The organism is Rhizobium etli 8C-3, assembly GCF_001908375.1.
Taxonomy (GTDB): Bacteria; Pseudomonadota; Alphaproteobacteria; order Rhizobiales; family Rhizobiaceae; genus Rhizobium; species Rhizobium etli_B.
The window spans coordinates 304,444-318,456 of record NZ_CP017241.1 but is presented as its reverse complement, the minus strand read 5'-3'; the positions used below and the strand labels follow the sequence as shown (position 1 = coordinate 318,456).

Genomic DNA, 14,013 nt, shown 5'->3' with positions numbered 1-14,013 from the left:
CCGTTTCTTGCAACAGTTTAACCATTTCGCACGGGCCTTGGCCAAGGTTAAATGTTCTAATTTTGTTCGTGCGCTTTAGCACCTTCGGTGGATCTGGAACTGCATGAGAAAATGGAGGCGACTGCGATGCCTGCGAATGGTCATGCCAGCACCGAACAATTCGAACTTCCTTCGCCCATTCGGGAGCCGGCGAGAGCGAAGCATATCGGCGAGCGTCACCGATGGGATGGCGGAGTAAGGGCGGTGTACTTGCTTCAAACGAAGAGCACTAGCTGACGCCTTGCACATGCCCGCCGGGTTCGCATAAAGCTCTTTCAAGCAAAATTTTCGGGAGTGCGCAGCGTGGATATTTCCGAGATCATCATTCCGGGCGACACACCCGGCATCGAGTGGCGTCTGCCGGTTTTTCGGTTCAAGGGCAACGACCCGGCCGCACCTAAGGTTTATATCCAGGCGGCACTCCATGCCGACGAACTTCCGGGCACAGCACTTCTGCATTTTCTCTGCAGGATGCTGCGCGATGCAGAAACTGCCGACAAGATTGCGGGCGACATCACGATCGTACCCCAGGCCAATCCGATTGGTGCGGCACAGTCGCATTTCGGCGCACTTCAGGGCCGTTTCGATCTCGGTTCGCGGATAAATTTCAATCGGGACTTTCCGCTGATTTCGCTGCGCGACCGCGACAACCTGACCGACGATCTCGATCGTTATCCGGCAATCGACCGGCTGAAGCGGCAGTTGATGCATATGGCGCTTGGCGCCGATCTCGTGCTCGATCTGCATTGCGACGACGAATCCCTCCAATACGCCTATATCGATGAGGCCTACTGGCCGGATGCGAGCGACCTTGCCGCCGCCTTGGCGATGGACGCAGTGCTCCTTTCCGATGGCGAAAGCACGGCTTTCGAGGAGGCGATCAGCTTTGCCTGGAAATATGAAGTGCCTGGCGAAAAGCGCACCCGTCTGCCCGGCAAGCTTTCCGTCACCTTGGAACTTCGCGGCATACGCGATGTCTATCCGGATATGGCCAAAGCGGATGCAGAAGGGCTGTGGCGCTTCCTCACTGCACGCGAGATCATCAAAGCCGAGGGTGTCTTGCCAGGCAAGTTCGCCGGTCCGGCCGTGCCGCTCGACAATGTCGAGATGATCCGTTCGCCGGCGTCCGGCACGGTCCTCTTTCATCGAAGCATCGGTGAAGTGGTAGCTGAAGGCGATCTGCTGGCCACGATCCTCACGCGTCCCGGCCTGGCGGACGGCAGCATGCAAATTCGCGCGCCGCAAGCCGGCCTCGTGCTGACCCGCGTTTCCGACCGACTGGTACGCCGGCGCGCGACCCTGATGAAGATCGCCTGCAGCCAGCCCAGCAGCGTGGCGCGCAAAGCCGGAACCCTCGAGGATTGAGAATGACTGCCATCATTTACGGTATCAAGAACTGCGACACGATGAAGAAGGCGCGCGCCTGGTTGAAAGAGCATGGCGTTGCCTATGATTTCCACGACTACAAGGCCGTGGGTATCGATCGCGCTCATCTGGAGCAATGGGTTGACCGAGCCGGATGGGAAACGGTGCTCAACCGCGCCGGAACGACCTTCCGCAAACTACCCGACTCCAGCCGCCAAAACCTCACGCGGGAAAAGGCCATCGCCCTGATGCTCGATCAGCCGTCGATGATCAAGCGGCCGGTTCTGGAAGCAGGCGGCAAGCTGCTGGTCGGCTTCAAGCCTGAGAGCTACGCGGCGGAATTCGAAAGATAAGATGTCCAAGTCGACGCGCGCCACGCAGGTTCTTGCCAAATCCGGTGTCCGTTTCACGGTGCATGGCTACGACTATGATCCGAATGCCGAACGTGTCGGTCTCCAAGCTGCCGAAGCGCTCGGCGAGGAGCCGCATCGCGTGCTGAAAACGCTGATGGCGGAAGTGGACGGTAAGCCAGTCTGTGTCGTCGTGCCCTCCGATCGAGAAGTCAGCATGAAAAAACTTGCCAGCGCTTTCGGCGGAAAATCGGCAAACATGATGAAGCCTGCAGATGCAGAGCGACTGACCGGATATCATGTCGGGGGCATCAGCCCGTTCGGTCAGAAAAAGCCGGTTCCGACGGCGCTGGAGGAGGCCACGCTCAGTGAGCCTCTGGTTTACATGAACGGCGGTCAACGCGGCCTGCAGGTGCGCCTTGCGCCGAAGGAGGCGCTCAAGATGCTGAATGCCAAAGCCGCCTCGCTCATCGCTTAGGCGGAAAATCGCGCCAGTAGATTGACGAGCGCCGTGGCGGATGGTTCGTCAAGCTTCGAGCCGACGTGGGTCTCGATCGCCCTGGAATAGACCGTCCACATGCGTTCGCGAAGCGCCCGGCCGGCCTGGGTAATGACAACCCATCGGCCGCGCCCGTCTTCGGCAAGCGTCTCGCGGCTGACGAGCTCCTCGCGCTCGAGCCGGTCGATCAATCGCGAGAGATTGTATTGTGCCAGCAGCGTCCGCTCTTCGATTTCGAAGGGGCGCAGTCTGCCTTCCTCCGCGCGCGCCAACTCCCAGAGTACATCATACCATCCAAGCGGCGGCAGGCCGGCCTTCTTGAGATCGCTCTCGATGGCCCGCAGCAAGCGCTGCTGAGCGTGCATGATGGCGATCCACGCTTGCGTGACTGTCTCGGTTCGAGGTTTATGGCCCATATAGATGCAATTACATTTACCTTGACGAACGAGCAAGGAAAATTATATGCAATTACATATACCATTGGAGACTCACGCACATGAACACCGATCAATCCAGGTCCAAGCAGAAGCTTTCCCTCATCTCGCACCACCTGTGCCCTTATGTTCAGCGCGCTGCGATTGCCCTTGGTGAGAAGGGCGTGCCCTACGAGCGCATTTTCATCGATCTCGATGACAAGCCTGACTGGTTTTTGAAGATTTCTCCGCTCGGCAAGGTTCCGCTTCTGCTGATCGAGGCAGACGGGCGGCAGATCAACCTCTTCGAGAGCGCGGCAATATGCGAATACATCGACGAAACGCAACCCGGGCCGAGGCTTCATCCGCAAGATGCCCTGACACGGGCCCGCCATCGCGGATGGATGGAGTTCGGCTCGTCCATCCTGGCCGATCTGTGGATATACGAAACGACTAGCGACCCGCGGGTGCTGGCGACCAAACGAACGGTCCTTGCATCGAAATTCCTTGTCATCGAAACCGAACTTTCCGGCGGACCACATTTCGGCGGCACGAGCTTCAGCCTCGTGGATGCCGTATTTGCACCGATCTTCCGATATTTCGATGTCTTCGACACAATCAGCGACAGCCGCATCTTCGATGGCCTGGAAAAGGTGCAGCGCTGGAGAAGCACGCTTGCCCAGCGGCGAAGTGTCAGGCAAGCCGCCGCTACCGATTATCACGAGCGTCTCATCGCGTTCCTTGAGAAACATCGCTCAGCATTGCTTGAACAGGCGGCTGCCTAAGATCGTGCGTTGTATTGCCGCTTTGCAATTTCACGCCGGCGAGCTTCATTTTCGCCGTAAAGGGGTCTAAGTCTGGCATCTTCAGAGAGCAGATTTCAAGAGGTAGCCGGCCATGACGTTCATGCCCCAGAGTCAGAATTCCGTCGATCCGATCAAGCTGGAAAAGCTCGCCGAGGTCGCCGTCAGGGTCGGCCTGCAGCTACAAAGGGGTCAGGATCTGGTGATGACCGCGCCGATTGTCGCAATGCCGCTGGTACGATTGATCACCAATCACGCCTACATGGCGGGCGCCGGGCTTGTTACGACTTTCTACTCCGATGAAGAGACCACGCTTGCCCGCTATCAATACGGCAGCGACGAAAGCTTCGACAGAGCCTCAGGCTGGCTCTACGAAGGCATGGCAAAGGCATTTCAAAACGGTGCGGCACGTCTTGCAATTGCCGGCGACAATCCAATGCTCCTTTCCGAACAGGATTCCGGCAAGGTCAGCCGCGCAAACCGGGCGAACTCCGCTGCCTACAAACCAGCGCTTGAAAAGATCTCGAACTTCGACATCAACTGGAACATCGTTGCCTATCCCAATCCGTCTTGGGCGAAGGTCGTGTTTCCAGACGATCCAGAGCCAATCGCGGTCGCGAAACTGGCAAAGGCGATCTTTGCCGCCTCTCGCGTCGATCTCGACGATCCGGTCGCAGCCTGGATCGAGCACAATACGAACCTTGCCGCCCGCTCATCCTGGCTGAACGGTCAGCGCTTCGCAGCACTGCATTTCCAGGGTCCAGGCACCGACCTGACCGTTGGGCTTGCCGACGGTCATGAGTGGCATGGCGGTGCCTCCGTCGCCAAGAACGGCGTGACCTGCAACCCGAATATCCCAACGGAGGAGGTGTTCACGACACCGCACGCGCTGCGCGTGGAAGGCCATGTCTCAAGCACCAAGCCGCTGTCGCACCAGGGCACACTGATAGACAACATCCAGGTTCGTTTCGAAGAGGGCCGGATCGTCGAGGCCAAGGCTTCGCGCGGCGCAGAGGTATTGAACAAGGTGCTCGACACCGACGACGGCGCGCGCCGCCTCGGCGAAGTTGCGCTCGTGCCGCACTCATCACCGATCTCGGCAAGCGGCATCCTTTTCTACAATACGCTTTTTGACGAAAACGCCTCGTGCCATATCGCGCTCGGACAATGCTACTCGAAGTGCTTCCTCGACGGCGCAAAGCTCAGCCAGGACCAGATCAAGGCCCAGGGCGGAAATAGCAGCCTTATCCATATCGACTGGATGATCGGTTCCGACAAAGTCGATATCGATGGCATCAAGCCGGACGGTTCGCGGGTTGCGGTGATGCGGCAGGGAGAATGGGCCTGACGGGCGCCATCGCTCGCTGGCTGATCCACACGCTCGCCAGTACGAGCAGGAAACCGAAGAGCTGCACGGGCGTCAAGCTTTGGCCAAGCGCAAGCCAACCGAGACACGTCGCCACAAGCGGGCTCAAGAAACCGAGCGAGGCCGCCGCCGCTGGCTCGATCTTCGACAGGCCGCGCAGCCATAGGACATAGGTGAAGGCCGCGCCGATCAGTCCGAGATAGGCCATGCCCAGCACATTGGCCGTTGTCGGTACAGGAAGAGCCGGCTCGAAAATCAGCGCAACTGGCACGAGCAAGAGCCCACCCGCCGTCAGTTGCCATGCGGTGAAGGTCAAGTTCGATACCGGCGGCGTCCACCGGCGCGTCAGCACCGTGCCGAAAGCCATTGATACGGCGCCTGCAAGACCGGCGGCAATGCCAATCGGATCGAGCGCAGCCTTGGGTGTCAACACCAACAGGGCGACGCCAGCCATTCCGGCCAGACCGGCAACGACGGCAAGAAGCTTGATCGGTTTGCCAAGAAGGAGGCGCGACAGCGCGATAACGATCAGCGGCTGAATAGCCCCGACCGTCGCGGCGACGCCGCCTGGAAGCCGGTAGGCCGAAACGAAAAGCATTGCCCAGAAGAACGAAAAATTCAGCGCGCCGAGGATAAAGACCCTGCCCCACCAGATACCAACCGGCAAGCGACGGATGGTGGCGAGCAAGACAAGACCGGCAGGCAAGGCGCGCAGCATCGCAACAGTCAGCGGATAGCCTGCAGGCAGGAACGCGGTCGTCACGAAGTAGGTGCTGCCCCAGATGGCGGGCGCGACGGCTGTCACCAGGACATCGCCGATATAGGTGCTGTTTTTCTTCATATCAAGAATCTCTATTTCAAGATAAAACCAGCATATCGCTATTTATCTTGACGTCAAGACATATCGTGCTATCCCTTGTTTGTCGAAGGATGAGCAAGCAATGGACCGCGTAGATAAAATCCTGTCCCAATGGCAACGTGAGCGGCCGGACCTTAATGTTGAAGCCATGGGTATCCTGGGGCGCCTGAAACGGTTGTCGACACATCTCGGACGCGAGGTAGAGCAAGTCCTGCTTCAGCACGGGCTCTCGTCATCCGCCTTCGACGTGCTGGCAACGCTTCGGCGCTCCGGAAAACCCTATCGCCTCTCGCCTGGCGATCTTCTTGCGATGACGATGGTGAGTTCCGGTACCATGACCAATCGCATCGACCAGCTCGAGAAATCAGGCTTCGTCGAACGCGTGCTCAATCCCGACGACCGGCGAAGCGTGCTGATTGCATTGACGGAGAACGGTTTTGCGGCCGTCGAGACCGCGGCCGGTGCCCATGTGGCCAATCAGCAGCGGCTTATCGAAGGCCTCAGCGATAAAGATAAGGCAGCGCTCGATGCGCTGCTGCGCAAGTTCCTCGCGAAGTTCGAATAGTCATATCGCGCTCAGCGCCTTGCGCACGCGATCAAGATGAGCTTGGCGTTTGATGGCCGTCGCGCGGTCCATGTCATGCAGGCTGAGCATTCGAAAATTGAGGCCCTTGGAGCAGAAGTTTGCAATGCCACGCTTCAGTAGCCGCCGCACAGGATCGCCCATGTAGAGATGAACCAGCCACCAGGGCGAGCCCGTCGTCGTCAGAGCCCAAAGCAGCTTGATATTCGTCAGCTGCGGAACGATCCGTCCGCCGGCCGTATCATGCGAGAAGGCAACACCGGGCGCAAAGACCCGATCGAAGAATCCTTTGAGGATCGCCGGAAAATTGAACCACCATTGCGGAAAGACGAGGATCAATCCATCGGCCGCCTTCAACCGCTCCACAATCCTTGAGACACCGGAAGTGTCGTAGGGGATGTCGAAGTAGCCGCCGCGCTCGGTCTTCGTGAGGCGAGGGTCGAAATCCTCGGCGTAGAGATCGAGCAGATCGACCGAATGACCAGCTTCTACCAGAGCTTCACGCGCTGTCTTTGCAACAGAGGCGGCAAAACTCTCGTTGAGCGGGTGGGCGAGTACCAGCAGGATACGCATCACTCCCTCCTAAAACAGGCTACCCTGCTTCGGCGGCATCGTCGGCTCTTCCGGCTTCGGCGAGCGTTTCCTTGGCGGAGCACCGCCTTCGGTGGTCACTGCACCTACGCGGCCGTCGGCAAACTCGAGCGAAATGCCCACGCCAGGCGAAAGCGCCGCGGCCTGCGATACTGGCCGGTTCTCATCGTCGCGAATGACTGCATAACCGCGCTTCAGGACGTTCTTGTAGGACAGCGACTGCAACACGCGGTCCTGCGCCGAAAGCTCGCCCCTTGACCGTGTCAACTGATGGCGGACAGCAGTATCGGCGTGACGGGACAGGTTTGTCAGATGCTCACGCATGCGTGCCGTCTGCGTCTTCAGCCGCATCGGCAAGGATGCAAAGACGGCATCGGCCCGCAAGACGCGGGACTTGGAGCGATCGATCAGTCGCTCCACCGTGCGCTCGGCCCGCGTCATCCGCTCGGCCAGCATCTGGCGGCGCTCGACAATGCGATTGGAAAGAACGTCCGGCCTCAGATGCGATGCTGTGCGCTCGAAGCTCCGGCGCTTGTTGATGGTGTTGAGCTCAAGTCCGCGGCCAAGGCCTGCGGCCGCTTCATCAAAGCGCCGGCGCGGCAGTGCCAGCAACTGATCGAGCGACGGCAGCGCTCGCATCAATGCCCGAACGGACTGCCGCCTGTGATCCATCTGCCGGTTCGTGCAGCCTTGCAGTCGCGCCGAAAGCGCCGAAACCTGGGCGTCCAGTTCGGCTTTGACGGGAACGGCCATTTCCGCAGCCCCTGTGGGCGTCGGCGCACGAACATCGGCTGCATAGTCGATCAAAGTCCAGTCCGTTTCGTGGCCAACCGCCGAGATGAGCGGGATTTCACTTTCAGCGGCGGCGCGCACGACAATCTCGTCATTGAAACTCCAGAGATCTTCGAGGCTGCCGCCACCACGCGCGACAATCAGCACATCGGGCCTTGGCACTTCGCCGCCCGGCTGGAAGCCATTGAAACCGCGGATCGCATTGGCCACCTCCTCGCCGGAACCATCGCCCTGCACCTTGACGGGCCAGACGATGACATGGACTGGAAAACGATCTGAAATGCGATGCAGGATATCGCGAATAACGGCGCCCGTTGGCGACGTGACGACGCCGATGATCCTCGGCATGAACGGCAGCCGCCTCTTTCGCGCCGCGTCGAAAAGTCCCTCAGCACCAAGCTTTCGCTTGCGCTCCTCGATCAACGCCATCAGCGCGCCGGCACCCGCGGGCTCCAGCGTTTCAATGACGATCTGGTACTTCGACGAGCCAGGAAAGGTCGTCACCTTGCCGGTGGCGATCACCTCCATGCCTTCTTCCGGCCGGAATTTTAGCCGCGAGAACGTGCCTTTCCAGATGACGGCGTCGATACGCGCACGATCGTCCTTCAGCGAGAAATAAGCATGCCCTGATGAATGCGGGCCGCGATAGCCGGAAATTTCGCCGCGTACCCGGACCTGGTCGAAGGCGGTTTCGACCGTGCGCTTGATCGATCCCGAAAGTTCGGAGACCGAATATTCAGTCAGGTTGGTGGGCGAATCGGTGTCGAAGACATTGCTCATCCTTTCTTTCTAGCGAAAGCGGAGGGAAAGATCAGCATAGCTTCGGGTCAGCGCTCACTTTTCCGGTTTGAAGAGAAAGAACTGCACGCCAACGCCCGCAGCCTTGGGAAGCGGCTGGAGGTAGGACGGCACATTGCCCTTCGCCAATTGAGAATAAAGACCCTCCGGCTTCAGTTTTGCGAACTGCATCGTCGGATAATCGTCGGGACAGAAAGCCAAAACACGAACGTCGGCCCCCCTCAGGAAGGCCTTTGCATCCTTCGGTTCGGAGAGGCCGATATGCATTTCGGTCAGCATACCCCGGGGATTGCGATGGTAAGGTGCAGTCAGAACACGGTGGCTCGTAAAGCGGAGGATCGACACCCCGAGTTCAGATGAGGCCGCCACCATGCCGACAGGCATCGCCTTCAGCGGCGCAAGCGCCTCTCTTGAGGTGCATGAAGGCTTGTTTTCCTCGTCTTTTTCTTTCTTCTTGTCTTGCTCCGTCTGCCCTTGCAGCTCGATGAAAGCCCCAGCAACGGCCCAGACAGCAGGTACGCTGGCGAGAACCAGCATGATGTAGCAGGAAGCGACAGCGACGTTTTCGCGATCGCTGTTCGATATACGGCGGATGTCGATAATCAGCAGCGCGAGTGGCAGGATAGCGATCAGGTTTGCAAAGGGTACGCCGCGCACCTGCATGAGACCGATCGCCCAGCAGAGGACGAGCAGGAAAAGCAGAATGGCGTGAATGCGCACTCTGTCGCGATAGAGGATCCGGAATGCACTGACAGCAATACCCAAAAGGCCGGATGCGTAAAAGGCACCGATCCCAAAAGGCTCGTCGCGGATCATGTCGAGAATGGAACGCGCTTCTGAAATGTTGTTCAGCCACAACTCAACGAGCATGGGATCGAGATCGTCAAGCGGATTATGCAGGCATTGGGGCGCAATCACGATGGCCGAAGCTGAAACAGCGATGCCGATGGCACCGAGTGCAGCGAAGCGTCCCATCCTCGACGCACGGCTTGCGAAAACAGCAGCAACGGCAAGCATCCCACCGCCGATCGCCGCGAGGCTGTAAAAGCCAAGCGAAAAATTATCGCAGGTTACGGTCGAATATAGGCGGGGCGGCATGGTCAAGAAGAACAGGATACTGACGGCCAGCGTCAGCGTCAGTGCGAATGCTTTGGCAGCGTTCTGAAAGGCTGCCCCCACCCAGGCCCAATGAAGTGCGACGACAAGACAGACCGATGCGACAAACGGTGTGGTCTCGACCCCAATGGCCATCGCCAGTGCCGCCATCAAGCCTGCAACGATATAGCTTCGGGCCCGATGCTCCTCATCGAGAAGCATTGCCGTCATCATCGCGACGAGCCCGATCTGCACATTGTGATGATCGATCGCACCCGGAACGAAACGGTTGCTGGTCCATACGCCCAGTGCGGTCATCGCCAGAGAGATGTGCATGGCAGGCACGCCGCCGACGCGGCGGCCCGCGATCGCCATCGCAAGCATGAGAGGGATAACGAGTGAAACGGGCCAGAGCGCGAGCGCCACGGCCTCGGCCTGCTCGCTCGCCAGAAACAAGCCGAAGAACTTGATGAGCCCGGCGATCGGCAAATCGATCAGCCTCGACCAGTGCATTAGCGTGCCATCAACGCCCAGCCGGTATTGCGTCAAATCGAACCAGCTCTGCCCGGAAAGAAAATCCCTTACTTCGACGAGCCGCATACCGTCGTCATTGTCTGCACCGACGTAGTCTTTCGTCCCGATCAGCTTCACCGGCAAAATGCCCGCGATCAGCACCGCGCTATAAAGCAAAACGGACGGGCGCAGACGCGTAAGAAGCATGCGCATAGTGGCAAGCGATACGGTGGGCGGCGAAGATTTAGAAGCTGAAGTGCCAGTCATTCCTGCGACGTTCGCCATTCCTGCTGTCCCGTCCTGAGCTGCGCAAACTTTAGCTTTTGCAGATCAAGAAAGTGTAAAGCGTCCGACCGGCTGCTGATTCTTCCCGCATTATAGGGTCTTATTAACGCTGCGTGTTTTAGACTGCGAGCCAATTGTCAATGGCGAGTGGCATCATGACACGATCGCAGATCAAAACCCCAAACGTCGCCGTGCTGCTTCCGTGCTACAACGAAGCGGCCACGATCGGTGCAGTCGTCCGCGGATTCAAGGCGGCACTGCCGCAAGCGCAGATTCATGTCTACGACAACAATTCGACTGACGGCACCGCGCTCCATGCGATGCTGGCCGGCGCCGCTGTCGTGCGCGAACGGCGCCAGGGCAAGGGCCATGTCGTGCGCCGCATGTTCGCCGATATCGACGCCGACATCTATCTGATGGCCGATGGCGACGGCACTTATGCGCCGGAAGACGGCGAAGAGTTGATCCGCACGCTGCTGACCGAGCGCGCCGACATGGTAGTCGGAACGCGGCGCGGGGTTCACTCCGACGCCGGGCGCAACGGACATGCTCTCGGCAACCGCATCTTCAACATCCTCTACCGCACGATCTTCGGTCAGGACTTCACCGATATTTTCTCAGGCTACCGCGCCTTTTCGCGCCGTTTCGTCAAGAGCTTCCCGGCCGTTTCCGCCGGCTTCGAGATCGAGACCGAAATGTCCGTCCACGCCTCTCGGCTCAAGCTGCCGGTCGCCGAGCTGGAACTCGATTACGGCCGTCGCCCGGAAGGTTCGCACTCGAAGCTCTCGACCTTGAAGGACGGCGGCAAGATTCTCTGGATGTTTGCCATGCTGATGAAGGAAACGCGGCCCTTTGCCTTCTTCGGCCTCATCAGCGCTTTCTTCATGCTGTCGAGCATGGCTTTCATGGCGCCTGTGCTGGCGGAATATTTCGAGACCGGCCTTGTCAACCGCATGCCGACATGGGTTCTGTCCATGGCGCTGATGATGATCTCCTTCATGGTCTTCACCGCGGGTCTGATCCTTGATTCCGTCGCACGCTCGCGTGCCGAGCAGCTTCGCATTCACTACCTCAGCGTCGGCGCGCCGAGCCAGGGTTTGATGCCGGAAAAGCTCATGGAAACAGCGCAAGGTGCCAGGACCACGCGTATCGCATAGCTGCTTCCGCTCAAAGGTGACGCCCTTTTCATGAACAGAGAGACCACAAACCGCATTCGTTTCGTGCTGGAAGACATCCTGCCGCCGTTTGTCCGTGATTCCTTTGCGTTTCGCTGGGCTGCGCGGCGCGTCTGGGGAGACCATATCACGCACCTGGCGAAATTTCGCGAGCGAGCACCGTTTCTTTCGGCAGAGGAATATGCCGAGCTTTACCGCAATCATCCGCGAGTTCACGAAGGCACCGACAATTCTGCGGCCTGCATCAGCCGCATCCTCGGATCGATCGCGGGAGAGAGCGTCTGCGACATCGGCTGCGGCACGGGAGCGCTGCTCCGCAGCATCCAGTCAGCGCATCCTGGGCTCAAGCGCCTTACAGGCGTCGACTTTGTCATTGAAGACGCATCACGGCTGCCTGGCATCGAATATGTCGCAGCCAAGGTCGAAAACCTCCCCTTTGCCGACGCCGAATTCGACACGGTAATCTGCACGCACGTGATCGAGCATATTCTCGACTACCGGCAAGCGATTGCCGAACTGCGCCGGATTGCAAAACGCCGCCTGATTATCGTTGTGCCGAGGGAACGCGAATATCGCTACACGTTCAATCCGCACTTCAATTTCTTCCCTTATACGCACTCCTTCCTCAGAGCTGTCCACCCGGTGCCTCCAGCCTTTGTCTGCGAGGACATCGGTCGCGACATCTTCTATTCGGAAGAGAGAGGTGCAGGGAATTGAAGGACGGTTCGATGCTTTCCACTTTCTCGACCGCAACATGGATTGGGCTTGTCGGCACGCCGTTGCTGATTGCCTCGGGCCAGGTGCTGTTCAAGCTGGCGAGCGCGGCAACAGGCGAGTTCAGCGTCCGCAACGTTCTTGTGCTGCTTCTCAACCCCGTGTTGCTTGCAGCGCTGCTCCTTTACGGCCTCGGAACGATTATCTGGATTTATGTCCTGAAAGCCGTCCCGCTGACGATTGCCTACTCGTTTATGGGATTGACCTTCTGCTTCGTGCCATTGCTGGCGCAGCTCTTTCTTGGGGAAGCCCTCACTGTTCGCTACGCCATTGGCGCGGCTTTCATTATTGCCGGCATGCTCGCGATCAATGGCTGACGCCCCTCTCAATCGAAGTGGGTCGCTTCTGCGCTTTGCCGCAATGTCGCTATTGGGATCGGCAACCGAAACGCTGCTCTTCCATTTGCTGCTGAAGGCGATGCAAGGCCCGCTCCTGACGCGGGCAGTTAGCCTTGCTGCAGTCCTTGGCATTATGCTCGCGATGCTGCGATGCATCGATCTGACGGCAGCCGGCCGCCTGTCGGTCGGCCGCGCCGGTATCGTCGCCATCCTGTTGACTTCGGCGATCTTGAACTATGGTCTCTACGCCGCCCTCATAACAGGTTTGCCGTCCCTGCAGCCGTTGGCGGCGACGGTTCTCGCCTCCGCCTCTGCATTGTGCTTTGCAATCTTCGGCTACAGCCGGTTCGCATTTCGTGAATAATCAAACAGGCTCCCAGCCGTCCTTCTCGCTCGCCCGGTAAATCGCGTCGATCACCTTTTGGTTCAGCTTCGAGCTTTCGAGCGTGACGACCTCTTCCTTCTCGCCCCTGGCTGCGCGGGCGAAAGCTTCTGCTTCACATTTGTACTGGCGGCTGTCCTGGAAGCGGAAGATGGTCGACTCGTCGTGGCTCCGGTTGGCGAGCTCCAGTTCCTCCGGCCCCCAGCGGTCGGCATTGAAGGGCGATTTTACCTCGATGTAACCTTCCGTGCCATGGAACACCATGACCTGGCGGTTTGCCATCTGGGTCGAGATGTAGAAGCTCAGCTCGAAATCGCCGAAATCGGCCTTGACGCTCGAATAGATATCGGTGCCGAATTCCTTGTCACGTTCGGTGACGGCCTGGATGCGCAGTGGTTCCTTGCCTGTCGAAAAGCGCGTGCTGATCGTCGGATAGACGCCGATATCGGGTAGGCCGCCGCCGCCAAGTTCTGGAATATTGCGCATGTTGCCGGGATCGCGATTGAAATAGGTGAAGGCACCTTGGACATGGCGAAGCTTGCCGATTGCGCCATCGGCAATCAGCGAGCGGACCTTTCGCCATACCGGCGCGTAGGTCACCATATAGGCTTCGGTAATCAGGACCTTGTTGCGATCCCTAGCAGAAATGAGGCTGTCGATCTCGCCCGCATTGAGCGCGATCGGTTTTTCGCAAAGGACATGCTTGCCGGCGTCTGCCGCCTTGATGGACCATTCGACGTGCTGCGAAGTCGGCAGCGGGATGTAGACGGCGTCGATCACGTCGGAGGCGAGCATCTCCTCATAAGAGCCAAAGGCATGAGGAACTGAAAAGCGGTCAGCCATCTCGCGCGCCTTTTTCAGGTCGCGACTGGCAATCGCGGTGACGACACAGTTTTCCGCGTCCTGAATGGCAGGAACGACGAGTTCACGGCCGATCTTTGCCGTCGAAATGATACCGAAACGGAGCATGGCTTACCTCCCTGAGCTTGATTG

At 58.9% G+C, this 14,013-nt stretch carries 16 protein-coding genes; 10 read left to right on the top strand and 6 right to left on the bottom strand.

Annotated elements, in window-relative coordinates; translation table 11 throughout:
* Positions 1–342: 342 nt before the first annotated feature.
* Genes AM571_RS01610 through ybaK form a run of 3 tightly spaced genes read left to right on the top strand, consistent with a single transcriptional unit; the run spans position 343 to position 2,232 of the window.
* Positions 343–1,404, top strand: coding sequence for a succinylglutamate desuccinylase/aspartoacylase domain-containing protein (locus AM571_RS01610; RefSeq protein ID WP_074063016.1), 1,062 nt, complete (start codon positions 343–345; stop codon positions 1,402–1,404).
* 2 nt (positions 1,405–1,406) lie between these two features.
* A complete protein-coding gene (locus tag AM571_RS01605; RefSeq protein ID WP_074059893.1) occupies positions 1,407–1,757 on the top strand; it encodes an ArsC family reductase in 351 nt (116 codons plus the stop codon).
* Between the two features lies 1 nt (position 1,758).
* Positions 1,759–2,232, top strand: coding sequence for a Cys-tRNA(Pro) deacylase (gene ybaK / locus AM571_RS01600; RefSeq protein ID WP_074059892.1), 474 nt, complete (start codon positions 1,759–1,761; stop codon positions 2,230–2,232).
* Here ybaK and AM571_RS01595 read toward each other — a convergent pair.
* Positions 2,229–2,669, bottom strand: a complete 441-nt coding sequence (locus AM571_RS01595; RefSeq protein WP_074059891.1) for a MarR family winged helix-turn-helix transcriptional regulator — start codon at positions 2,667–2,669, stop codon at positions 2,229–2,231. The genes ybaK and AM571_RS01595 overlap by 4 nt on opposite strands.
* 80 nt (positions 2,670–2,749) lie before the next feature.
* Here AM571_RS01595 and AM571_RS01590 point away from each other — a divergent pair, with 80 nt between their 5' ends.
* Positions 2,750–3,451 (top strand): glutathione S-transferase family protein, encoded by a 702-nt coding sequence (locus AM571_RS01590; RefSeq protein WP_074059890.1) that lies wholly within the window; start codon positions 2,750–2,752, stop codon positions 3,449–3,451.
* 112 nt (positions 3,452–3,563) lie between these two features.
* The gene (locus tag AM571_RS01585) at positions 3,564–4,817 is read left to right on the top strand and encodes an aminopeptidase (protein WP_074059889.1); all 1,254 of its coding nucleotides are present in this window, start codon (positions 3,564–3,566) and stop codon (positions 4,815–4,817) included.
* On the opposite strand, the gene AM571_RS01580 is transcribed toward AM571_RS01585, so the two are convergent.
* Positions 4,765–5,676 carry an EamA family transporter gene (locus AM571_RS01580; protein ID WP_074059888.1) on the bottom strand — a complete coding sequence of 304 codons (912 nt, stop codon included), beginning with the start codon at positions 5,674–5,676 and terminating at the stop codon, positions 4,765–4,767. The genes AM571_RS01585 and AM571_RS01580 overlap by 53 nt on opposite strands.
* A 100-nt stretch (positions 5,677–5,776) precedes the next feature.
* Here AM571_RS01580 and AM571_RS01575 point away from each other — a divergent pair, with 100 nt between their 5' ends.
* The gene (locus AM571_RS01575) at positions 5,777–6,259 is read left to right on the top strand and encodes a MarR family winged helix-turn-helix transcriptional regulator (RefSeq protein WP_074059887.1); all 483 of its coding nucleotides are present in this window, start codon (positions 5,777–5,779) and stop codon (positions 6,257–6,259) included.
* On the opposite strand, the gene AM571_RS01570 is transcribed toward AM571_RS01575, so the two are convergent.
* The 3 genes from AM571_RS01570 to AM571_RS01560 are packed head-to-tail and all read right to left on the bottom strand — an operon-like array spanning position 6,260 to position 10,333.
* A complete protein-coding gene (locus AM571_RS01570) occupies positions 6,260–6,850 on the bottom strand; it encodes an NAD(P)H-dependent oxidoreductase (RefSeq protein ID WP_074059886.1) in 591 nt (196 codons plus the stop codon).
* A 9-nt stretch (positions 6,851–6,859) separates the two neighbouring features.
* Positions 6,860–8,440 (bottom strand): exodeoxyribonuclease VII large subunit, encoded by a 1,581-nt coding sequence (gene xseA, locus AM571_RS01565; protein ID WP_074059885.1) that lies wholly within the window; start codon positions 8,438–8,440, stop codon positions 6,860–6,862.
* A 54-nt stretch (positions 8,441–8,494) separates the two neighbouring features.
* On the bottom strand, positions 8,495–10,333 hold the full coding sequence (locus AM571_RS01560) for a hypothetical protein (protein WP_132551542.1): 1,839 nt from the start codon (positions 10,331–10,333) through the stop codon (positions 8,495–8,497).
* A 173-nt stretch (positions 10,334–10,506) separates the two neighbouring features.
* Here AM571_RS01560 and AM571_RS01555 point away from each other — a divergent pair, with 173 nt between their 5' ends.
* Genes AM571_RS01555 through AM571_RS01540 form a run of 4 tightly spaced genes read left to right on the top strand, consistent with a single transcriptional unit; the run spans position 10,507 to position 13,002 of the window.
* The gene (locus AM571_RS01555; RefSeq protein ID WP_074063015.1) at positions 10,507–11,508 is read left to right on the top strand and encodes a glycosyltransferase; all 1,002 of its coding nucleotides are present in this window, start codon (positions 10,507–10,509) and stop codon (positions 11,506–11,508) included.
* A gap of 30 nt (positions 11,509–11,538) precedes the next feature.
* Complete coding sequence (locus tag AM571_RS01550) at positions 11,539–12,243, top strand: class I SAM-dependent methyltransferase (RefSeq protein ID WP_074059883.1); 705 nt, start codon at positions 11,539–11,541, stop codon at positions 12,241–12,243.
* Positions 12,244–12,254: 11 nt separating this feature from the next.
* Entirely contained in the window at positions 12,255–12,617 is a 363-nt protein-coding gene (locus tag AM571_RS01545; RefSeq protein WP_074063014.1) for a transporter, read from the top strand.
* On the top strand, positions 12,610–13,002 hold the full coding sequence (locus AM571_RS01540; protein ID WP_155774400.1) for a GtrA family protein: 393 nt from the start codon (positions 12,610–12,612) through the stop codon (positions 13,000–13,002). The genes AM571_RS01545 and AM571_RS01540 overlap by 8 nt, the downstream gene beginning before the upstream one ends.
* Here AM571_RS01540 and AM571_RS01535 read toward each other — a convergent pair whose 3' ends face one another.
* The gene (locus AM571_RS01535; protein ID WP_074059881.1) at positions 13,003–13,989 is read right to left on the bottom strand and encodes a Gfo/Idh/MocA family protein; all 987 of its coding nucleotides are present in this window, start codon (positions 13,987–13,989) and stop codon (positions 13,003–13,005) included.
* Between the last annotated feature and the right edge of the window lie 24 nt (positions 13,990–14,013).

Excerpts from the sequence above, each read along its gene's own strand:
- AM571_RS01605 (WP_074059893.1), top strand. The coding sequence starts at position 1,407 with ATGACTGCCATCATTTACGGTATCAAGAACTGCGACACGATGAAGAAG.
- ybaK (WP_074059892.1), top strand. The coding sequence starts at position 1,759 with ATGTCCAAGTCGACGCGCGCCACGCAGGTTCTTGCCAAATCCGGTGTC.
- AM571_RS01595 (WP_074059891.1), bottom strand. The coding sequence starts at position 2,669 with ATGGGCCATAAACCTCGAACCGAGACAGTCACGCAAGCGTGGATCGCC.
- AM571_RS01590 (WP_074059890.1), top strand. The coding sequence starts at position 2,750 with ATGAACACCGATCAATCCAGGTCCAAGCAGAAGCTTTCCCTCATCTCG.
- AM571_RS01585 (WP_074059889.1), top strand. The coding sequence starts at position 3,564 with ATGACGTTCATGCCCCAGAGTCAGAATTCCGTCGATCCGATCAAGCTG.
- AM571_RS01580 (WP_074059888.1), bottom strand. The coding sequence starts at position 5,676 with ATGAAGAAAAACAGCACCTATATCGGCGATGTCCTGGTGACAGCCGTC.
- AM571_RS01575 (WP_074059887.1), top strand. The coding sequence starts at position 5,777 with ATGGACCGCGTAGATAAAATCCTGTCCCAATGGCAACGTGAGCGGCCG.
- AM571_RS01570 (WP_074059886.1), bottom strand. The coding sequence starts at position 6,850 with ATGCGTATCCTGCTGGTACTCGCCCACCCGCTCAACGAGAGTTTTGCC.
- xseA (WP_074059885.1), bottom strand. The coding sequence starts at position 8,440 with ATGAGCAATGTCTTCGACACCGATTCGCCCACCAACCTGACTGAATAT.
- AM571_RS01560 (WP_132551542.1), bottom strand. The coding sequence starts at position 10,333 with ATGACTGGCACTTCAGCTTCTAAATCTTCGCCGCCCACCGTATCGCTT.
- AM571_RS01555 (WP_074063015.1), top strand. The coding sequence starts at position 10,507 with ATGACACGATCGCAGATCAAAACCCCAAACGTCGCCGTGCTGCTTCCG.
- AM571_RS01550 (WP_074059883.1), top strand. The coding sequence starts at position 11,539 with ATGAACAGAGAGACCACAAACCGCATTCGTTTCGTGCTGGAAGACATC.
- AM571_RS01545 (WP_074063014.1), top strand. The coding sequence starts at position 12,255 with ATGCTTTCCACTTTCTCGACCGCAACATGGATTGGGCTTGTCGGCACG.
- AM571_RS01540 (WP_155774400.1), top strand. The coding sequence starts at position 12,610 with ATGGCTGACGCCCCTCTCAATCGAAGTGGGTCGCTTCTGCGCTTTGCC.
- AM571_RS01535 (WP_074059881.1), bottom strand. The coding sequence starts at position 13,989 with ATGCTCCGTTTCGGTATCATTTCGACGGCAAAGATCGGCCGTGAACTC.